The organism is Bradyrhizobium sp. HKCCYLRH1034 (genome assembly GCF_051168375.1).
Classification (GTDB): Bacteria; Pseudomonadota; Alphaproteobacteria; order Rhizobiales; family Xanthobacteraceae; genus Bradyrhizobium.
Genome location: NZ_JBNPUW010000008.1, coordinates 216239 through 236963, shown reverse-complemented (window position 1 = coordinate 236963; position 20725 = coordinate 216239). Strand labels below are relative to the sequence as shown.

19 protein-coding genes are annotated in these 20725 nt (G+C 65.7%); 11 read left to right on the top strand and 8 right to left on the bottom strand.

All coding sequences use genetic code 11. The features are described 5' to 3' along the window. Positions 1–96 precede the first annotated feature (96 nt). Both ACQR0W_RS20885 and ACQR0W_RS20880 read right to left on the bottom strand, forming a co-directional pair. Positions 97–2028 carry a long-chain fatty acid--CoA ligase gene (locus ACQR0W_RS20885; RefSeq protein WP_316166155.1) on the bottom strand — a complete coding sequence of 644 codons (1932 nt, stop codon included), beginning with the start codon at positions 2026–2028 and terminating at the stop codon, positions 97–99. Continuing rightward, on the bottom strand, positions 2025–2846 hold the full coding sequence (locus ACQR0W_RS20880; protein WP_315712912.1) for an ABC transporter ATP-binding protein: 822 nt from the start codon (positions 2844–2846) through the stop codon (positions 2025–2027). Before ACQR0W_RS20880 ends, ACQR0W_RS20885 begins: the two co-directional genes overlap by 4 nt. 329 nt (positions 2847–3175) lie before the next feature. Between ACQR0W_RS20880 and ACQR0W_RS20875 the strand changes: the two genes are divergently transcribed. The 3 genes from ACQR0W_RS20875 (at position 3176) to fcl (ending at position 6002) form a co-directional block, all read left to right on the top strand. Beyond that, the gene (locus ACQR0W_RS20875; protein WP_315753574.1) at positions 3176–3850 is read left to right on the top strand and encodes a Crp/Fnr family transcriptional regulator; all 675 of its coding nucleotides are present in this window, start codon (positions 3176–3178) and stop codon (positions 3848–3850) included. Positions 3851–3982: 132 nt separating this feature from the next. Further along, positions 3983–5065 (top strand): GDP-mannose 4,6-dehydratase, encoded by a 1083-nt coding sequence (gmd, locus tag ACQR0W_RS20870; protein ID WP_315768775.1) that lies wholly within the window; start codon positions 3983–3985, stop codon positions 5063–5065. Continuing rightward, positions 5049–6002, top strand: coding sequence for a GDP-L-fucose synthase (fcl, locus tag ACQR0W_RS20865; RefSeq protein WP_315753578.1), 954 nt, complete (start codon positions 5049–5051; stop codon positions 6000–6002). The genes gmd and fcl overlap by 17 nt, the downstream gene beginning before the upstream one ends. Before the next feature lie 130 nt (positions 6003–6132). On the opposite strand, the gene ACQR0W_RS20860 is transcribed toward fcl, so the two are convergent. After that, positions 6133–6975, bottom strand: a complete 843-nt coding sequence (locus tag ACQR0W_RS20860; protein ID WP_315753580.1) for a uroporphyrinogen-III synthase — start codon at positions 6973–6975, stop codon at positions 6133–6135. Positions 6976–7130: 155 nt separating this feature from the next. Between ACQR0W_RS20860 and purU the strand changes: the two genes are divergently transcribed. After that, positions 7131–7994 (top strand): formyltetrahydrofolate deformylase, encoded by an 864-nt coding sequence (purU, locus tag ACQR0W_RS20855; protein WP_315738990.1) that lies wholly within the window; start codon positions 7131–7133, stop codon positions 7992–7994. Positions 7995–8009: 15 nt separating this feature from the next. On the opposite strand, the gene ACQR0W_RS20850 is transcribed toward purU, so the two are convergent. Beyond that, on the bottom strand, positions 8010–8249 hold the full coding sequence (locus ACQR0W_RS20850; protein ID WP_315753582.1) for a hypothetical protein: 240 nt from the start codon (positions 8247–8249) through the stop codon (positions 8010–8012). A gap of 344 nt (positions 8250–8593) precedes the next feature. Here ACQR0W_RS20850 and ACQR0W_RS20845 point away from each other — a divergent pair, with 344 nt between their 5' ends. From ACQR0W_RS20845 to ACQR0W_RS20820, 6 genes are all read left to right on the top strand, one after another. Beyond that, entirely contained in the window at positions 8594–9772 is a 1179-nt protein-coding gene (locus ACQR0W_RS20845; protein ID WP_315712906.1) for an ABC transporter substrate-binding protein, read from the top strand. A gap of 244 nt (positions 9773–10016) precedes the next feature. Beyond that, on the top strand, positions 10017–10886 hold the full coding sequence (locus tag ACQR0W_RS20840) for a branched-chain amino acid ABC transporter permease (RefSeq protein WP_315712905.1): 870 nt from the start codon (positions 10017–10019) through the stop codon (positions 10884–10886). A 7-nt stretch (positions 10887–10893) separates the two neighbouring features. Then, on the top strand, positions 10894–11931 hold the full coding sequence (locus tag ACQR0W_RS20835; RefSeq protein WP_315712904.1) for a branched-chain amino acid ABC transporter permease: 1038 nt from the start codon (positions 10894–10896) through the stop codon (positions 11929–11931). After that, on the top strand, positions 11928–12674 hold the full coding sequence (locus ACQR0W_RS20830; protein WP_315768765.1) for an ABC transporter ATP-binding protein: 747 nt from the start codon (positions 11928–11930) through the stop codon (positions 12672–12674). Before ACQR0W_RS20835 ends, ACQR0W_RS20830 begins: the two co-directional genes overlap by 4 nt. Continuing rightward, a complete protein-coding gene (locus ACQR0W_RS20825) occupies positions 12674–13390 on the top strand; it encodes an ABC transporter ATP-binding protein (protein WP_315712901.1) in 717 nt (238 codons plus the stop codon). Before ACQR0W_RS20830 ends, ACQR0W_RS20825 begins: the two co-directional genes overlap by 1 nt. Before the next feature lie 448 nt (positions 13391–13838). Beyond that, positions 13839–14957 (top strand): cobalamin-independent methionine synthase II family protein, encoded by a 1119-nt coding sequence (locus tag ACQR0W_RS20820; protein WP_315712900.1) that lies wholly within the window; start codon positions 13839–13841, stop codon positions 14955–14957. Between the two features lie 42 nt (positions 14958–14999). Here the strand turns inward: ACQR0W_RS20820 and ACQR0W_RS20815 are convergent, their stop codons facing one another. From ACQR0W_RS20815 to ACQR0W_RS20800, 4 genes are all read right to left on the bottom strand, one after another. Continuing rightward, entirely contained in the window at positions 15000–16130 is a 1131-nt protein-coding gene (locus ACQR0W_RS20815) for an acyltransferase family protein (RefSeq protein WP_315753592.1), read from the bottom strand. A gap of 85 nt (positions 16131–16215) precedes the next feature. Then, positions 16216–16908 carry an SGNH/GDSL hydrolase family protein gene (locus ACQR0W_RS20810; RefSeq protein WP_316169710.1) on the bottom strand — a complete coding sequence of 231 codons (693 nt, stop codon included), beginning with the start codon at positions 16906–16908 and terminating at the stop codon, positions 16216–16218. 57 nt (positions 16909–16965) lie between these two features. Continuing rightward, on the bottom strand, positions 16966–17343 hold the full coding sequence (locus ACQR0W_RS20805) for a DUF2147 domain-containing protein (protein WP_315712895.1): 378 nt from the start codon (positions 17341–17343) through the stop codon (positions 16966–16968). Positions 17344–17526: 183 nt separating this feature from the next. After that, positions 17527–19194 (bottom strand): caspase family protein, encoded by a 1668-nt coding sequence (locus ACQR0W_RS20800; RefSeq protein ID WP_316169709.1) that lies wholly within the window; start codon positions 19192–19194, stop codon positions 17527–17529. Positions 19195–19349: 155 nt separating this feature from the next. Here ACQR0W_RS20800 and ACQR0W_RS20795 point away from each other — a divergent pair, with 155 nt between their 5' ends. Further along, positions 19350–20699, top strand: coding sequence for a hypothetical protein (locus ACQR0W_RS20795; protein WP_315712892.1), 1350 nt, complete (start codon positions 19350–19352; stop codon positions 20697–20699). Positions 20700–20725 lie beyond the last annotated feature (26 nt).

Here is a 20725-nt window from a genome sequence, read left to right as displayed (position 1 = left end):
GCTTGACCCGGCGATCCATCGCGAAGGAGATTTTCGGAAGAGGATGGATGCGCGGGTCAAGCCCGCGCATGACGACCTCATGTGGCAGAAGGCGCATCACTCCGCGGCCTCCGCCATGGCGCCATGTCCACCCAGATCCACCACCTTCAGCGTCGTGCGGATGCGCTGGGTGGTGCCGTCCTGGAAGCGGATGACGGTATCGACGGGGATGGCAGGCTTGCCGCCATAGATGCCGTCGATGATATCGGCGTACTTCTCGTTGATGACGCTGCGACGCACCTTGCGCGTACGTGTGAGCTCGCCGTCGTCGGCGTCGAGCTCCTTGTAGAGCAGGAGGAAGCGGGCGATGCGCTGCGCCGGCGGCAGGTGGGCGTTGACGGTCTCGACCTCCTTCTGCAACAGCGCGTAGACCTCGTTGCGCGAGGCGAGATCGGAGTAGGTGGTGAACGCGATGCGGTTCTTCTCCGCCCATTTCGAGATGATCGAGTAGCGGATGCAGATCATCGCGGCGAGATGCTCGCGGCCGGCGCCGAGCACGACGGCCTCGGCAATATACGGCGAGAACTTCAGCTTGTTCTCGATATATTGCGGCGAGAAGCGTTCGCCGCGCGCGGTCTCGGCGAGATCCTTGATGCGGTCGATGACGACGAGCTGCTTCGCCTCGTTGAAATAGCCGGCGTCGCCCGAATGCATCCAGCCGTCCTTGACGTCGGCGGCCGAGGCTTCCGGGGCCTTGTAGTAGCCCAGGAACATGTTCGGATGGCGTACCAGGATCTCGCCGATCCCCTGGCTGTCGGGCTGGTCGATCTTGATCTCGATGTCCTCAGCCATCGGCACGCCCGTCGTGTCCGGATCGACCTTGTCGGCCGGGTGCAGCGTGTAGGCCCCGAGCAGCTCGGTCTGGCCGTAGAGCGTGCGCAAGGGCACGCCCATGGCGCGGAAGAACTTGAACGTGTCGGGCCCGAGCGCGGCGCCGCCGGTGGCGGCCGAGCGCAACCGGGTGAAGCCGAGCCGGTCGCGCAGTGCCCGGAACAGCAGCATGTCGGCAAGGCTCGAATGCTGGCCCCTCTCCAGCGCGGCAAGGCCGGTCGACATGCCCAGATGATACAGCCGCTGCTTCAGCGGCGAGGCGTCCATGGCGGCGGCACGGACGTCGGCCGCGATCTGCTCCCACACCCTCGGTGCGAACAGCACGAAGGTCGGCGCGATCTCGCGGAAGTCGTTCATCATCGTATCGGGCTCTTCGACGAAGTTGACCTTCATCCGGCAGAGCAGACCTTTGCCGAGCACATAGACCTGTTCCATGATCCAGGGCAGCGGCAGCACCGAGACGTATTCGTCCTCCGGTCCCTTGGGATCGAAGGCGAGATAGGTGGCGCAATGCTTGAGCACGCGCGCGGCCGAGAGCATCGCGAGCTTTGGATGCGAGGTCGTGCCCGAGGTGGTGCAGAGGATGGCGACGTCGTCGCCGACGGTTGCATCGACCATGCGGTCGTAGAGATCGGGCTCGCGCGCCGCCCGGTTGCGGCCGAGCTCGGCGAGCTTGTCCGCCGGCAGCAGCCTGGGATCGTCATATTTGCGCATGCCGCGCGGATCGGAATAGACGATGTGCTTGAGCGCCGGCACGCGCTCGGCGAGGTTGAGCAGCTTGTCGACCTGCTCCTCATCCTCAGCGAACACCAGTCGCGCCTCGCCGTAATTGAGCAGGTAGGCGGCCTCGTCGTCGAGCACGTCCCGATAGAGCCCGAGGCTCATGGCCCGGATCGCATGCGTCGCGACCTCCGCGGCAACCCAGTCCGGCCGGTTGTCGCCGATGATGCCGATCACGTCGTCCTTGCCGAGGCCGAGCTCCACCATGCCGAGCGCGAAATCGCGCACGCGCGCCTGGTAGTCGGCCCAGGTGAAGGTGCGCCACAGCCCGAGATTCTTCTCGCGCAGCGCGATCTCCGTCCCGTGCTCTTTCGCGTTCAGCCGTAGCAGCTTCGGATAGGTGTCGGCCTGCTTGACGCGACCCGCATAGTCCATCATGCCGCGTCCTCCGCGATGGACGGCGCCTCGTCGGGATCGACCAGCAGTTCGTCCTCCTCGCCGAGATAGGCACGCTTGACGTGAGGATCGGCGAGCACGGCGGCCGGGTCGCCCTCGGCGATCTTGCGGCCGAAATCGAGCACCATGACGCGATGGGAGATGTCCATGACCACGCCCATGTCGTGTTCGATCATCACGACCGTCATGCCGAATTCCTCGTTGAGGTCGACGATGTAGCGCGCCATGTCCTCTTTCTCCTCGAAGTTCATGCCGGCCATCGGCTCGTCGAGGAGGATCAGATGCGGCTCCAGCGCCATGGCGCGCGCCAGTTCGACGCGCTTGCGCAAACCGTAGGAGAGGGTGCCGGCGGGCGCCTTGCGCACCGACTGCAGGTCGAGGAAGTCGATGATCTGCTCGACCTTCTCGCGATGCTTCAGCTCCTCGCGCCGCGCGCCGGTGAGCCAATACAGAGAGCCGGTGAGGAAATTGTTCTTCAGCAGGTGATGGCGCCCGACCATGATATTGTCGAGCACGCTCATGTGGTGGAACAGCGCGAGGTTCTGGAAGGTGCGGCCGATGCCGATGTTGGCGCGCGCGCTCGGTGGCAGGCCGGTGATGTCGCGGCCGCGATGGAACAGGCGGCCCTCGGTCGGCTTGTAGCGGCCGGAGATGCAGTTGACGATCGAGGTCTTGCCGGCGCCGTTCGGGCCGATGATCGAGAACAACTCGCCCTCGCGCACGCCGAAGCTGACGTCGGTCAGGGCTCGCACCCCACCGAAACGCAGCGACACTCCGCGCGCTTCCAACGTATAGTCCAAGTCGTCCTCCCGAACTGTCTTCGGCGCTTGGCGCGCTCTTCAAGGCATCGTGTCGCGCGACGTTGAGTTCGTCGCATTGGGTGCAATCCTATCCCGGGCATCGGTTCCGCGCCATCCGACGAATGACGGGCCACCCGGGCGGGCGCATTTTGCCGCATCTCGATGCGCCTCGTCCGTGTCCAGAGGCGCGAGTCGAAGACGGTGGTCCTCGATAGGGGAAAGCGCTATCAGGAATTGTCTTGCGCCTGACAATTCCCAGGCAATATTCACTGCAGGATTGTTGCGATGCAATATGGTCGCCGCGAGCTTCGACGAGACGAGATGCCGGCTTGATCTCTCCCGATACCCTTCTGCGCATCGCGCCCTGGTCCCGCCATCTGAAGCCCGAGGAAATCGACACGGCTGCGGCCGGCATCGTCGAGCGGTCGTTTGCGGCCAACGAGCACATCTTCCTTCGCGGCGATCAATTCGACTACTGGACCGGGATCGTCACCGGTCTCGCGCGGATGAGCACGGTGTCGCGCGGCGGCAAGGCGACGACATTCGCCGGCATGTCGGCGGGCGCCTGGTTCGGCGAGGGCAGCGTGCTGAAGAACGAGCTGCGCCGCTATGACGTCGTGGCGCTGCGCGATACGCGCGTCGCGCTGATGGAGCGGCCGACCTTCATGCGGCTGTTCGAGAACAGCGTCGGCTTCAACCGCTTCCTCGTCACCCAGCTCAACGAGCGGCTCGGCCAGTTCATTGGCCTCGTCGAGGTCGGCCGCACGCTGGATGCGACGGCGCGGCTCGCCCGCAGCATTGCCTCGCTGTTCAATCCGATCCTCTACCCGAATACGACCCGCCATCTGGAGATCACCCAGGAGGAGATCGGCGCGCTGTCGGGCCTGTCGCGGCAGAACGCCAATCAGTGTCTCAAGACGCTGGAGCGCGAGGGCCTGCTGCGGGTGGAGTATGGCGGGGTGACGGTGCTCGATCTCGACCGCCTGCGCTGCTACGGGGATTAGGTCCTGCTTTTCGTTGCGCCGATACGGGATTGATCCAACGCCTGTTTTCCGTTGAGCTTGACCGGCGGCTTCGGCTGTGGACTGCTCGCCGGGAACTTCGGCCCGAGGGGGCGCGACGGTGTTGGAGTGAGCATGGCGGGGAAGGATTGCAGCGGCCGCGTGGCGCTGATCACGGGCGTCACGGGCCAGGACGGCGCGTATCTGGCCGAATATCTGCTCGGTCTCGGCTACACCGTGCACGGGATCAAGCGGCGGTCATCGTCCTTCAATACCGCGCGGATCGACCATCTCTACCAGGATCCGCACGAAGGCAACGTGCCGTTCCTGCTGCACTACGGCGACATGACCGATTCCACCAACCTGATCCGGCTGGTGCAGCAGATCCGCCCCGACGAGATCTACAATCTCGCCGCCCAGAGCCACGTCGGCGTCAGCTTCGAGAGTCCGGAATACACCGCCAATGCCGACGCGCTCGGGGTCCTGCGCTTGTTGGAAGCCATTCGCATTCTCGGCATGGAGAAGCAGACGCGCTTCTACCAGGCCTCGACCTCGGAGCTGTACGGCCTGGTGCAGGAGATCCCGCAACGGGAGACCACGCCGTTCTATCCGCGCTCGCCCTATGGCTGCGCCAAGCTCTACGGCTACTGGATCACGGTGAACTATCGCGAGGCCTACGGGATGTTCGCCTGCAACGGCATCCTGTTCAACCACGAGAGCCCGATCCGTGGCGAGACCTTCGTGACCCGCAAGATCACCCGCGGCGTCGCCCGCATCGAAACCGGCCTGGAGGAGACGATCTATCTCGGCAATCTCGAGGCCAAACGCGACTGGGGCCATGCGCGCGACTATGTCGAGGGCATGCATCGCATCCTGCAGGCCGATACGCCCGACGATTTCGTGCTGGCGACCGGTGAGACCCATTCGGTGCGCGAACTGGTCGAACTCGCCTTCGCCGAGGTCGGTCGCCGCATCGAATGGCGCGGCGAGGGGGTCGAGGAGACCGGGATCGACGCCAAGTCCGGCAAGGCGGTGGTGCGGATCGACCCGACCTATTTCCGACCGACCGAGGTCGACCTCTTGATCGGCGATTGCAGCAAGGCGCGCGACAAGCTCGGATGGAAACCAAGGACGAGCTTCGCCCAACTGGTCAAGGAGATGGTCGCCAGCGATCTGTGCGCCGCGCGGCGGGAGGCGAGCAGTGGCCACGCCGTTTGATCTCCGCGGCAAGCGTGTCTTCGTCGCCGGCCATCGCGGGATGGTCGGCAGCGCGCTGGTGCGGCGGTTGGCGAGCGAAGGCGTCGAGTTGCTCACGGTGCCGCGTGGCGAGGTCGATCTGCGCGACCAGGCGGCGGTGTTCGCATGGTTCGCGCGCGCCAGGCCGCAGGTAGTGTTCCTTGCTGCGGCGAAGGTCGGCGGCATCGTCGCCAACAACACGCTGCGCGCCGAGTTCATCTACGACAACATTGCCATTGCTGCCAATGTCATCCACGCCGCGCATGTGAATGGCGCCGAGAAGCTGATGTTTCTCGGTTCCTCCTGCATCTATCCGAAGCTTGCCGCGCAGCCACTGCGCGAGGACGCCATGCTGACCGGGCCGCTGGAGCCGACCAACGAGCCCTATGCGATCGCCAAGATCGCCGGCATCAAGATGGTCGAGGCCTATCGCAGCCAGTACGGCGCCGACTTCATCAACGTGATGCCGACCAATCTCTACGGTCCCGGCGACAACTACCATCCTGAATACAGCCACGTCGTCGCGGCGCTGATCCGCCGTTTCCACGAGGCCCGGCTCGCCGATGCGCCCGAGGTGGTCGTCTGGGGCACGGGAACGCCGCGGCGCGAATTCCTCTATGTCGACGACATGGCGGATGCCTGCGTGCACCTGATGAAGACCTATTCCGACGCCGGGCTGGTCAACATCGGCACCGGCGAGGACATCACGATTGCCGATTTCGCCCGTGTGGTCGCGGCAACGGTCGGCTATCAGGGACGGATCAGCTTCGACACCTCGCGGCCAGACGGCACGCCGCGCAAGCTGCTCGACGTGTCGCGCCTCGCCGCGCTCGGCTGGCGCGCGACGACGTCGCTGAAGGACGGCATCGCGCGCGCGTATCAAGCGTTCCTGCAGGAGAGGGGGCACGCGCAAGCGTAACCCTCCGCTGTCGTCCCGGCCTTGAGCCGCGACCCATAACCACCGAATGCTGTGAGACGCGCGGAATGTGCCGTTTGCCCATGTCAGACATCACGCGGTACGGGTCCCGGCGTTCGCCGGGACGACACCATTAGTTTGGTGAAGCGCGTGGCACTTTCACGCCCAGCGCCGTGGCCATCGCCGAAATCAGCGGCTTCATGAAATAGGCCTCGCCCGCCGGCGTGATCGACGGCGCCAGCCCATGCGCAGCCAGCTCCTCCGTCACCACGGGCCCGACCGAGGCGATCTGCGTGCGTGCCAGCCCCTCGCGCAGGCGTGCCTCGACGCCGTGCGCCCTGGCCACGTCGAACAGCCGCCGCGGCTGGCCGGAGCTCGTCAGCGCGATCGCATCGACCTTGCCGGCGATCATCTCGTCGATCGCGGTGAGGATGTTCGCATCCGCCGCCTTGGCGTCATAGACGTAGGGCAGCACGGGATCGACCTCGGCGCCCGCGGCCTTGATGGCGCCGATCAGTGCCGAATGGTCCTTGTCGGGATAGAGCTGCAGGCCGAGCCGATGACCCTGGAGATCGTAGCGCGACAGCAGCTCAGCCACGCCTTCGGATGTCGGCTTCTCGGTCGTGACCTGCGGCTCGAGCCCGAGCTCGCGCAAAGCGCGACCCGGCTTCGGGCCACGGGTGAACTTGCGTGTTTTGCCGAGCGCGGCGATGAACTCCGCTTGGAGGCCGATCCGGCGCACCACGGTCATCAGCCGCCGCAGGCCTTCGCCGGTCATCAGCACCACGTCATCGAACGGCCGCTCGATGCAGCGGCGGATCCAGGCCTCGATCGGCACCGGGTCCGGCGCATCCTCGATCGTGAACATCGGACATTGCAGCACGTCGGCGCCCTGCTCGGCGAGCAGTCGCGAGAACTGCGCCTCCTCGCGGGTTTCCAGGATCAGGATGCGGTTGCCGGTCAGCCTGTCAGCCATGGCGATGCTCGAAGTTTGAGAGTTGATGTTTTGTTCATCCTGCCCCCGCGCCGGGCGTTGGCGCAAGCGCGCGGAGGGTGGTAGAGCAGGGCCCGAACGGGCGCCAAGCCTGCCGCATCATTCCCCTCATATCATCCGCCCGGTACGTCATCGCCATGTCCGACCACCAATATGTCCTGACCCTGTCCTGCCCGGATCGTCCCGGGATCGTCTCGGCCGTTTCGACCTTCCTCGCCCACAATGGCCAGAACATTCTCGATGCCCAGCAGTTCGGCGACTTCGAGACGGGTCACTTCTTCATGCGGGTGGTGTTCACGGCCGCCGATCTCGCCGTCAACCTGCCGGCGCTGCAGACCGGCTTCGCCGCGATCGCCGAGCGCTTTGCGATGGACTGGCAGATGCGCGACCGCGCCGGGCAGCGCCGGGTGATGCTGCTGGTGTCGAAGTTCGACCATTGTCTGGTCGACATCCTCTATCGCTGGCGCACCCGCGACCTCGCGATGATTCCGACCGCCATCGTCTCCAACCATCCGCGCGAGACCTATGCCGGGCTCGATTTCGGCGACATCCCGTTCCACCACATGCCGGTGACCAAGGACACCAAGCGCGACCAGGAACAGGCGATCCTGAAGCTGGTCGATGAGACGAAGACCGATCTCGTCGTGCTGGCGCGCTATATGCAGATCCTGTCGGACGAGATGTCGGCGAGCCTGTCGGGCCGCTGCATCAACATCCATCATTCGTTCCTGCCGGGCTTCAAGGGCGCAAAACCCTATCACCAGGCCTATGAGCGCGGCGTCAAGCTGATCGGCGCCACAGCTCATTACGTGACCCGGGATCTCGACGAGGGTCCGATCATCGACCAGGATGTCGAGCGCATCAGCCATCGCGACACGCCGGAGGACCTCGTGCGCAAGGGCCGCGACATCGAGCGGCGCGTGCTGGCGCGGGCGATCCGTTATCACCTCGAGGATCGCGTCATCCTCAACGGGCGCAAGACCGTCGTCTTCATGGATTGATGTCGCGACCGCCCGTCAGCGGCCGGGGACGGTCGCCTGCGCGTTGGCGTTCGACTGCGTCTCCTTGTCGCGTTCGGCGGCCGGCATCTGCCGCTGCCGCTCGCGCTCCTGCATGAAACGGTCGTATTCCGGGGTTCCTGGACGGGGCGGCGCACCGGCCGGCAGGCCGCCGGCCCATTGCGGCATCAGGTCGCCCATCCCCGCGCCGACCTTCTCATTGATCGACGAGCAGCCGGCGAGGATCGGCCCAGCCATGGCCAGAAGCATCATCGCGGCCGGAAACAGTCTGGTCCGGTGGGGGTGTCTGGCCGGCATTGATGGGTGACCTTTCGTGCTGCGGGCGACCCGCGGCCCGGACCCTAACGACTTGCCATCAATTGGCAAAATTTGGCCGTTCGATGATTGGGGTATTAATATACCTATCACGGATTGGTGGTCCGTTGCGGAAACCTACCGTTCACGAAGCCTCCCATGATCGCCATTGACAACGGGGTCCCGAGTCCGCAGCGATGCGCCCGCGATATCGTGAACGAGATCGCACGGTTAAGACAACAATGGCCGGGGGCTGCGGTCCTGATCCGACCAGGGAGGTAGTTTCAATGTTCGTGCGAAGCAAGACACTGACGCTCGCCAGTGCGGCTCTTGCCGCGGCTGCGCTCGCGTCCGGTGCGGCGCGGGCCGAAGACGCGTTCAAGATCGGCCTGATCGTGCCGATGACCGGCGGCCAGGCGTCGACCGGCAAGCAGATCGACAATGCCATTAAGCTCTACATGCAGCAGAACGGCGACACCGTCGCCGGCAAGAAGATCCAGGTCATCCTCAAGGACGACGCGGCGCTGCCCGACAATACCAAGCGTCTGGCGCAGGAGCTGATCGTCAACGACAAGGTCAACGTGATCGCCGGCTTTGGCGTGACGCCGGCGGCCTTCGCCGCCGCGCCGCTCGCCACCCAGGGCAAGATCCCGGAAGTCGTCATGGCGGCCGGCACCTCCATCATCACCGAGAAGTCGCCCTACATCGTCCGCACCAGCTTCACGCTGCCGCAGTCCTCCACCATCATCGGCGACTGGGCGGTCAAGAACGGCATCAAGAAGGTCGCCACGCTGACCTCGGACTACGCGCCCGGCAACGACGCGCTGGCCTCGTTCAAGGAGCATTTCACCGCTGGCGGTGGCGAGATCGTCGAGGAAATCAAGGTTCCGCTGGCGAACCCCGACTTCGCTCCCTTCCTGCAGCGCATGAAGGACGCCAAGCCGGACGCCATGTTCGTGTTCGTGCCGGCCGGCCAGGGCGGCAACTTCATGAAACAATATGCCGAGCGCGGCCTCGACAAGAGCGGCATCAAGGTGATCGGACCGGGTGACGTCACCGACGACGACCTGCTCAACGACATGGGCGACGCCGTGCTCGGCGCCGTCACCGCGCACATCTATTCGGCGGCGCATCCGTCGGCGAAGAACAAGGAGTTCGTCGCGGCCTACAAGAAGGCGTTCAACAGCCGTCCAGGCTTCATGGCAGTCGGCGGCTACGACGGCATCCATCTGATCTACGAGGCGCTGAAGAAGACCGGTGGCAAGACCGACGGCGATTCCCTGATTGCTGCGATGAAGGGCATGGCCTGGGAGAGCCCGCGCGGTCCCATCTCGATCGATCCGGAGACGCGCGACATCGTTCAGAACGTCTACATCCGCAAGGTCGAGAAGGTCGACGGCGAGCTCTACAACGTCGAGTTCCAGACCTTCGACGCCGTCAAGGATCCGGGCAAGGCCAAGAAGTGACGCGATAGGCGTCATCGAGGGACGCGCGGCACGACAGGTGCCGCTCCCTCTCCCGCTTGCGGGGGAGGGCTGGGGTGGGGGCGCCCCGCGGCGCGCTGGTTGTGTGCAGAGAGTTCCCCCACCCGGATCGCATCTTCGATGCGATCCGACCTCCCCCGCACGCGGGGGAGGCGCAGACCGAGCGAAGCGTGACATGTGTGCCCTTCCCTGGAAGGGATAGGACCGGGGACCGACGTACACTTCAATGACCGCCATCCTCACCAACCTGTTCGACGGCGTCGCCTACGGCATGCTGCTGTTCGTGCTGGCCTGCGGGCTCGCCGTGACGCTCGGCCTGATGAACTTCGTCAACCTCGCCCATGGCGCCTTCGCCATGGCCGGCGGCTATGTCTGCGCCGTGCTCGTCAACCGGATGGGATGGCCGTTCTTCGCGGCGCTGCCGCTGGCCTTCGTCGCGAGCGCCATGATCGGCGCGCTGCTGGAGCGGACGCTCTATCAGCATCTCTATGCGCGCAGCCATCTCGACCAGGTGCTGTTCTCGATCGGGCTCGTCTTCATGACGGTGGCCGCGGTCGACTACATCATGGGCTCCTCGCGAATCTTCATCAATCTGCCCGATGTGCTGCAGGGCCAGTTCGACGTCTTCGGCGTTGGCATCGGCCGCTATCGGCTGATGATCATCGTGATCTGCGGGCTGCTCACGGTGGGGCTGCAGCTGGTGCTCTCCAAGACCCGGTTCGGCAGTCGACTGCGCGCCGCCGTCGATGATCCCCGCGCGGCGAGCGGCCTCGGCATCAACGTGCCGCAGGTGTTCGCCTTCACCTTCGCGTTCGGCTGCGGGCTCGCTGGCCTGGGCGGCGCGCTCAGCGCCGAGATCCTCGGCCTCGATCCGTACTTCCCGCTGAAGTTCATGATCTACTTCCTGATCGTGGTCACCGTGGGCGGCTCGTCCTCGATCACCGGGCCGTTCCTGGCCTCGCTGCTGCTCGGCATCGGCGACGTCGCCGGCAAATACTACGTGCCGAAGCTCGGCCCCTTCGTCATCTACACCATCATGATCGTGATCCTGATCTGGCGTCCGAACGGCCTGTTCGGTCGCACGGCGACGCGGTGAGGATCGCATGACCACGAACGCACAAGCCGAGGTCGGATTTCACGCCAGGCAGCATGGCCGCTGGCACTGGAGCGAGTTCGCCTTCTGGATCGTCGTGCTGGCGGTTGGCCTCGCGTTTCCCTCGCGCTACCTGATCATGACCGAGATCCTGCGGCTGGCGTTGTTCGCGCTGTCGCTCGACCTGATCCTCGGCTATGCCGGCATCGTCTCGCTCGGCCACGCCGCCTTCTTCGGCGTCGGAGCCTATTGCGCGGGCCTGCTCTCGGTGCACGGCATCATCAACGAGCCGGTGCTGGCGCTGATCGTGGCCGGCCTCGCCGCCACCGTGCTTGGCTTCGCCACCAGCTTCCTGGTCATCCGCGGCGTCGACCTGACGCGGCTGATGGTGACGCTCGGCATCGCGCTGTTGATGGAGGCGCTGGCGGAGCGCTTCTCCAACATCACCGGCGGTACCGACGGTCTCCAGGGCATCGACATCCAGCCGATCTTCGGCGTGTTCGCCTTCGACATGTTCGGCAGGACCGGCTTCTTCTATTCGCTTGCGGTGCTGTTCGTGCTGTTCCTGCTGGCGCGGACCATCGTACACTCGCCGTTCGGCTTGTCGCTGCGCGCGATCAAGAACAATCCGTTGCGCGCGGCCGCTGTCGGCATTCCCGTCAACAAACGCCTGATCGCGATCTACACCGTCGCGGCGTTCTATGCCGGCATTGCGGGGGCGCTGTTCACCCAGACCACGGCGCTCGCCTCGCTGGACGTGTTCGCGTTCGAGCGCTCGGCCGATCTGGTGCTGATGCTGGTCATCGGCGGCTCCGGCTATCTCTATGGCGGGCTGATCGGCGCCGCCGTGTTCCGGATGTTGCAGGAACTGTTCCAGTGGATCACGCCGCAGTACTGGATGTTCTGGATCGGCCTCGTGCTGGTCGTCATCGTGCTGGTCGGCCGCCACCGCATCCACGCCTATGCGCTGTGGCTGCCCAACCTCGTCCTGCGCCAGATCGCCGGCCGCAAGGCCGCGGTGGCCCTCACCGATAACGAGGCGCCATGACCTACGCATTGGAAACCCGCGGCCTCGACAAGCATTTCGGCGGCCTTCACGTCACCCGCGACCTGTCGCTGCAGATCGCGCCCGGCGCGCGCCACGCGCTGATCGGTCCGAACGGCGCCGGCAAGACCACGGTCATCAATCAGCTCACAGGCGTGCTGGAGCCGAGCGCGGGCCGCATCCTGCTCGAAGGCCAGGACATCACCGATCTGCCGGTGCACAAGCGCGTGCTGCGCGGCCTGTCGCGCACCTTCCAGATCAACCAGCTGTATCCCGACCTGACGCCGTTGGAGACCATCGGGCTTGCGGTCTCCGAGCGGCTCGGCGGCGGCGGCAATTGGTGGCGGCGCATGGGCACGCGCGACGACATCAATGCCGAGATCGCCGAGACGCTCGAGCGCTTCCGGCTGCTCGACGTGATGAACGACCGCACCTCGACCTTGCCCTATGGCAAGCAGCGCCTGCTGGAGATCGCGGTCGCGATCGCCGCCAAGCCCCGCGTGCTGCTGCTCGACGAGCCCGCCGCCGGCGTGCCCGAGGGCGAGCGCAAGGACATCCTCGCCGCCGTCGCCGCGCTGCCGCGCGACGTCACGGTGCTGCTGATCGAGCACGACATGGACCTCGTCTTCTCCTTCGCCGACCGCATCTCGGTTCTGGTCTCCGGCGCTCTGCTGGTTGAAGGCACGCCCGACGAGGTTGCGCGTGATCCGCAGGTCAAGGCGGTCTACCTCGGCGAGGCCGCGTGATGACCGATCTGCTCGCGATTGAAAATCTTCGCGCCGGCTACGGCCAGGCGGTCGTGCTGCCGAACATGTCGCTCAAGCTGCCCGAGGGCCAGGTGCTGGCGCTGCTCGGCCGCAACGGCACTGGCAAGACCACGTTGATCAACTCCATCGTCGGCGTCACCCGCCGCTTCTCCGGCAAGCTCGCGCTCGCCGGCACCGACATCACGGCTCTTCGCGCCGACCAGCGCGCCCGCGCCGGCATCGGCTGGGTGCCGCAGGAGCGCAACATCTTCCGCTCGCTCACGGTGGAGGAGAACATGACGGCGGTGGCGCAGCCGGGACCCTGGACGATCGAGCGCGTCTACCAGATGTTTCCGCGGCTCAAGGAGCGACGCAACAATTTCGGCAATCAGCTCTCCGGCGGCGAGCAGCAGATGCTGGCGATCGGCCGCGCGCTCACCCTGAATCCCAAGGTGCTGCTGCTCGACGAGCCGACCGAGGGCCTCGCGCCGATCATCGTCGAGGAGCTGCTGGCCGCGATCGGCACCATCAGCCGCGCCGGCGGCCTGTGCTCCGTGATCGTCGAGCAGCACGCGCAGAAGCTGCTCGCGCTGGCTGACCGCGTCGTCATCCTGGAGCGTGGCACCATCGTGCATGACGCGCCGTCGAGCGCCTTGAAGGCCGATCCGGCGCCATTGGAGCGGCACCTCGGCGTCGCGAGCGCGGCCGCGCATTGACCTGATCGTCGGGCTTGAACGCTACAGGGCGAAGCGTCATCCTTGGTTGCAGGGACGGTGTGGCTCGCGCAGTCAGCGTGAAGGCCATGCCGGAAGATCCGGCGGTATGGTGCGGCCGCCGTGGACACCGGTATGCAGGATCCGGTCGTTACAGCAGGAAGGCTGGCCAGCGCCGTTGTCGCGATGGCACTTCACCTGGAGGCGGATTTGATGGGTTCACCTCAGGATGCCCCATTGAACGAGGTCAGGGTAGGTCAGCCCATTGCTCGGGCCATGGATTGCGCCATGCCCCTCCACGATCTCTCCTCGATAGAATTGTATACCGACCGGATACGGGGTAGGGGATGGACCCAGTCCATCACGCTTTGCCCAGGTAACCAGCCAGGACAGATCGCAGCCGGTCCAACAACCCTATCCAACGAATCGACGCCTTCCAAGGAGTGAGCACATGCAACGCACCAAGCCCCCATTCCGCGCCGACGAAGTCGGCAGCCTCTTGCGGCCGCAGAAGATCAAGGAAGCCCGCGCCAAGCTCGAGAAGGGCGAGATCTCGGCCGACGATCTCCGAAAGATCGAGGACATGGAGATTGAGAAGGTCGTGCATCGCCAGGCCTCGACCGGTCTCAAGCTCGCCACCGACGGAGAGTTCCGTCGCTCCTGGTGGCACTTCGACTTTCTCGCCAAGCTGACCGGATGCGAGCTGTTTCACCCGGACACCGGCATCCAGTTCACCGGCGTGCAGACTCGTCATGACGCGGTGCGCGTGATCGGCAAGCTCGACTTCCCGGATAGTCATCCGATGCTCGACCACTTCCGCTTCCTCAAGAAGCACGCCGACACCGCGCATGTCACGGCGAAGATGACGATCCCGTCACCGGCGGTGCTGCACTTCCGTGGCGGCCGCAAGTCGATCTCCAAGGACGTCTATCCCGATCTCGACGCCTTCTACGAGGATCTCGGCAAGACCTATCGCAAGGCCGTGAAGGCCTTCTACGACGCCGGCTGCCGCTACCTGCAGTTCGACGATACGGTCTGGGCTTATCTGTGCTCGCAGGACGAGCTCAAGAAGGCGCGCGAGCGCGGCGACAATCCCGACGGTCTGCAGCAGATCTATTCGCGCATCATCAACTACGCGATCGCCGAGCGGCCCGCCGACATGACGATCACCACGCATGTCTGCCGCGGCAATTTCCGTTCGACCTGGATCTCCTCGGGCGGCTACGAGCCGGTCGCCGAGACCATGCTCGCCAATACCAACTACGACGGCTATTTCCTGGAGTATGACAGCGAGCGCGCCGGCGGCTTCGAGCCGCTGCGCTTCCTGCCCAAGGGCAACAAGGTCGTCGTCGTCGGTCTCGTGACCTCGAAGGTCGGCGAGCTCGAGAAGAAGGACGACATCAAGCGCCGCCTGGAAGAGGCCTCGAAGTTCGCCCCGCTCGACCAGCTCGCGCTGTCGCCGCAATGCGGCTTCGCCTCGACCGAGGAGGGCAACATCCTCTCCGAGGAAGAGCAGTGGGCCAAGCTGCGCCTCTGCGTCGAGCTTGCCGAGGAGATCTGGGGGAAGTAAGCGCGCCGTGAACACTGCACGCCTCGACATGGGGCGTGCTGATCAGTGATGCGGAAGCGGGGCCGGAGCAATCCGCTCCGCTTCTTTTTTGCGCAGCAGCGCGCGGCGGATCAGCCGCTGTGCCGGGGCCTCGAACCCGGAATAGGTGAGATACGCCGCGGTCAGGGTCAGCCCCATGAAGCCGACCCAGAACGAGGGGCTGCCGTAGGGCATCGCTCGTCCAAGCGCGCCGAAAGCCAGCGCGATCGTGAGCTGGATCGGGAAGTGCAACAGGTAGCACGAATAAGTCATGTTGCCGGCGGCCTGCAGCAGGACTTCGGTGCGCCGTGGAAGCGTGATGGGCGTCGCGCAGACGAACAAGAGGATGGGTGTATAAACGAGCAGGAGCGCTGCGGAGCGCTCGGCAAGCTCAACGCCGGAGAGCCAGAGGGCCGGCGGAATTGTAACGACGGCGCACGCGGCGAACGCTTCCAGCCGCGCGCGGTACGGGGCATCGGCGACGCCCTGCCGCGCCATGGCGGCCAGTCCGCCGGCATAGAAGAACACGAAACACTTGCCGACCAGTGTCCCGCTCGCGATGCCGGCCAGGATCATCGCCAGGTTCAACAGCGGTGATGTGGTGACGAAACGCAGCGCCAGGAAGAAGGCCGCATAGACCAGAACCTCGATCGAGACCGACCAGATCGGGCCGTTGAAGCTGACCCCGGTCGGCGGCAGCCAGTCGCTCGCCATGAAAAGCTGGGTGACGAAATGAGCGAGATCGTTGCTCTGGTAGACGAAGAAGACGCCGTGCTGCGCGGCATAGAGGGCCTGCAGCCCCGCGACCAGCAGCAGCGTTGCGAGATGCAGCGGATAGAGCCGCGACACCCGGTTGACGAAGAAGGTCCAGCCATCGACCGTGCCATCCGGGATGATCGCGCTGTACTTCCAGAAGAAGATGAAGCCCGAGATGCACCAGAAGATCACCACGCCGTATTCGCCGAGCTCATAGAACGGAAACAGGACATTGTAGAACGGCAGCTCGCTGCGGACGAGATCGACAGGGGCATCGGCGATGTAGGCGAAGTGCGGGTAGTGCCACAGCAGCACCGAGATCGTGGCGAGGAAACGCAGCAGCTCCAGCCCGAGCAGCTTGTGAGTCCCAGGCGATGTCGATGTGTGAAGCGGGGCCATGCGGTGATCGTTAACCGTCTCGACGGGATGTGCGCCCCCATCCTAGCCGGCGCGAAGTGAAGGATTGTTTTCGCAGCCTGCGGGATCAGCGGCAGGCGAGCTCGGTTCCCTGCAGGATCGCCTGGTCCCAGGACCGATAGCCCGTGGCATTCAGGTGGATGCCTTCGAGCGTGAACGGCGATTCCATCGGCGGCAGGGGCAGGAAGGTCGCGCCGGTGCGCCTCGCGAGGTCCGGCAGCATGGCGCGATAGCCGGTGATGCTCGCCATGGCGGCCTTCTCCATGGCCGGCGTGAATGGCCCGCGCGCCTCGACGGAGGGAAACTCGGTGACGAAGATGCGCGTGGTGAGCTTTGACAGCTCGCGCAGCAGGGCCGCGTAGCGCCCGGCGAAGGCCTCGCTGGAGTCGGACTTGGCGGTCAGCGCATCGTTCACGCCGAGGGAGACGATGATCGCGAACGGCCGTTTCGGGCCGAGTGCGGGCTTGAGCCAGCCGGCCAGGTCGCTGCGCGTCCCGGCGCCGGCGAGACCGGCGTTGACGATCGGATGTCCGCAGGCGCTGGCCGGCAGCGTCGCCGCCTCGACGATGCTGTCGCCGAGCACGACGATCGGGTCATCGGAGCGCGCCATCAGGTTGTAGTGGACGATGAGTTGGCGAACCGTGCGGTGGTTGCTGCCCGACGGCGTCGCGGAGCGGCGCGCCAGCACGAACGTCGCGGCTGCTGCGGCAATCACCGCAAACAGCACGAATCCCAGCCGCGCCTGCGTCTTTGCTGCCATATGGACGATCGATGCCTTGATGCGACCCGACCGTAGTCTGAATTCGCAAACGGAGCTCTAATTCGCCCGCGTCCAGGTCGAGGAACGGCAGATGACGCCGCCAAAGGCGCAACCGGCGGTCGTCAGGGTGCCGCCGGTGAGCGTCATCTTGGCATCATAGGTCTTGCCGTCATCGGGATTGCTGTAGCTGCCGGCCCAGGCATTGGGGCCGGTCGGCTTCATCCCGGAGAACAGCCGCTGTCCGACCTTGGCGGGAGTGTCGGTGCCTTCCTTGATCCAGACCAGCGTGCCGCAGACGGCGCCGCCGCAGGGCGCGAATTTGACCTTGGAGGCGCCGCTTTCGCGCAGCCAGACGCCGGTGACATCGTCGGCGAGCGCCGGGCCTGCGGCCAGCACGACTGACAGACCAAGTCCAACAACGAAACGACCGATCATGCGAGCCTCCCTGATCCTTCGAGACGAGCTTGTTGCCGGCGGATCGTGTCGGCGATTGGGCGGGCCGACGGCGATACGCTTCGTCTCCATTGTGCGGCAGCATATCAGGATTCGGGCATGCTGCACCTGACTCCCCGAGGGCCGTGACGGTCGGGCTGGGGCAGCGCCTGCCCAGCCGCAGGTCTATCTCGCCGCCAGATAGACCTCACCGAGCAGCGAGGAGTTCGACCACGGCACCTGCTTGTTCTTGGTGCCGGCCACGACCTCGGCGCGAACGCGCGTCAGCATCTGCTGCACCTCGAGACCGGGCGTGCCGATGTGGCGGGTCAGCGCCGCCGAGAACGGGCTGTTGTCGCCGTCGCCGTCGAGCGCGACCTTGCCCGGCGCCGTCGCGAACGCGATCAGCGTGCCGGCCCCGGACGTCGCGCCGGTACCGAGCGACGTTGGTGCGGCGAGCCCGCTGGCGCTGAGACCCCGGCCGGGGCCGGCGCCTGCCGTCTCCGGCGGGGCGAACGGATTGTTGCGGCAGGCATCGAGGATCAGGATGTTGGTGCGGACCTGGTCGTCGAGCCCGGCCAGGATCTGGTCCATGTCGACCATCGCCGTGACCACGTCGCTGCCTGCAGACGGCGCAATGTCGGTGGGGACGAGATAGTTGCGGCCGTCGATCTGCACGCCGTGGCCGGCATAGAACACCACGGCGACCTGCGCCCGCGCCGCCTCGCGCAGGAAGTCGCGCGTCTTCGCCTGCATCGCCGCGCGGTCGAGATCGAGGCCCTCCGTCACCGTGAAGCCGATGTCGCGCAGGCTCCTGGCGATGGTTCGCGCGTCGCGCGGCGGATTGGGCAGCGGCTGCACGTGCGTGTAGGCGCCGTTGCCGATGACCAGCGCCATGCGCTGCCCGGTCGGCACCGCTGCGGCCGAGGAGGGGGCCGGGGATTCCGGCCGCTGCTGGGGGCGCGCCGCCGGCTCCGACAGCAGCGACAGCCGCACCCTGGCGGTGGCCTGGCTGGCCTTGCTGCCGGCATCGGATGCGGTGGGCTTCAGCGCCGCGGCGTAATCCGCCTTGGCCGCATCGAACTCGCCCTTGGCCTCATAGGCCAGCGCGCGATGCACGTGGGCTGAGATGACGACGCTGCCCGGCGGTGTCATCACGTTGGCCGGCGGATTCTGCGCCAGCCGGACCGCCTCGGAGGCGTCGGCAACGGCGCGGTCGAGATGGCCCTTGGCGCGCCAGATCACGCTGCGGTTGATCAGCGGCGAGGCCAGCGCCGGATCGAGCCGGATCGCCTCGTTGATGTCGCCGAGCGCGCCGTCGAGGTCGCCGGTCGCTTCCTTGGAGATGCCGCGATTCTGCCAGGACAGCGCGGATTTCGGCGTCAGCCTGATCGCCTGGTCATAGTCGGCAATCGCCCTGGCGTAGTCGCCGGTGCCGCGATAGGCGTTGCCGCGGTTGTGGAAGAGCGTGCCGCTCGGCGCGCCGCTCTTGATGGCGTCGTTGAAGTCGGCGATCGCGATCTCGTACTCGCCCTTGTCGTAATAGGCCGAGCCGCGCAGATTGTAGATCGCCTGCGCCGGCTGCAGCCGCAGCGCCTCGGTGGCATCGGCGATGACGTGGGTGTAGTCGCCCTTCTTGTTCCAGCCGACCGCGCGCCAGAAATAGATCGTGGCGAGCTGGCTGCCGGAGAACACCTTCAGCGCGATGATCTTGGTGCAGGCGGCGATCATCTGGTCGGCCGGCGTCGTCTCGGTGGTACAGAGGGGGCCAAGCTGGGACTTCGACTGGGCGAGGCCGGGAGACGCCCAGAGGGCAGCCAGCAGCGGTATCAGCAGCAGGAGGGAGCGGCGCATCGGCACGGACCGTGGGGGACGAGAGGCGGGAACCTATCCGGTTTGTTGCGTCCGGAAGGTTCCGGGTTCAGGCTCTTTCCAATGGTGGGCAGATGGTGCTAGGAGGTTGGGCCAAGGGCGCGTTGCCCACTCCTGTTTCCCACCCGTCGAGCCGAATGAAGAACGACCAGCTGCTCGCCCAGATCACGGAGTTCTGCCGCCAGTCGGACATGGCGGAATCGACGTTCGGCCGGCGCGCCGTGAACGACGGCAAGCTCGTGCAGCGGCTGCGCGAGGGCAAGCGCATCACCATCGACACGCTGGATCGCATCCAGGCCTATATCGCGGCCTCGACTGGCACGCTGCCGCCGCCGCGGCTCGACGTCGTGCCCGAAAAGCGCGATCCCAAGAGCAATTTCCGCTTCTTCGAGAACCGTCAGAAATACCTGCTGTTCGTGCACACCTGCAGCGAGAAGCGGGTGGTGGCCGAGCGCGTCGGTCTCGAACTCGCCAGCATCCATCCGCGGCCGCCGGCGCTGCGGCTGTTCGACGCCGGCGTCGGCGACGGCACCGTGCTGTCGAAGGTCCTGCGCACCATGCACGGCCGTTTTCCACACATTCCGTTCTATGTGGCCGGCAAGGAGCTGAGCCTCGAGGATGTCAGGCTGACACTGGAGAAGGTCCCGGACCGGCTGTTCGAGCATCCGGCCAGCGTGTTCGTGTTCACCAACATGAACTATGCCGAGGCGCCCTGGCTGACGCCGGCGTCGCCTTCGGTAGCCGCCTCGATGATCTGGCACGAGGTCGTGCTGCAGGGCGATTCGTCCGGGGATTTCGAGGCCCAGATCACGGCGCTGAAGCCGTTTCTGGAGCAGAACTGGCGCGCCAACGTCTCCCCGCGCACCGGCATGCCGGTCTATGAGCGGCCGATCGCCTTGGTGCTGTATCGCGAGGATCACCGCTTCCTGCTCGACGGCATCATCCCGCGGGCCGGTCGGGTCGAGGCCAATTTCGACCTGATCATCGCCTCGCAGCCCTACCGGGCCCGGTCCTCGGTCAATTTCCGCGCCAAGCGCATCATCGCACCGCTGGCGCGGGCGCTGAAGCCGGGCGGCCGGCTGATCGGAATCCACTCCCACGGCCAGGATCCGGGCCTGGACATCATCCAGGCGGTCTGGCCGGGAGAAAATCCTTTCTCGGTCAGCCGCCATGAGCTATTGCGCGCCGTGAAATACGAGCTCGGCTCCAGTGGGCGGGACTTAAATTTTAACGCCTATGCGGACAATCGCTCGATTTTCAGGTATGAGATGGAGGCTCTGCCCAACGAGGTCACCGGTGCGATCGGAACCTCGACGGCCTTTGCAGCCTGGAACGCGGCGGTGTATGTCGCGCAGATCGAGGAAGACCGCCTGACCGAGGTGGCCCACTCGTCCCGCGCGCTCGACGCCGCCAGAGAGGTTCTGCGAAAGCACAACGGGCTGTGGTTCTACGATGAATCCTACGTCATCTCGCGGCGTCGCGACTGACATTCCTTAGGGATCAATACAAACGA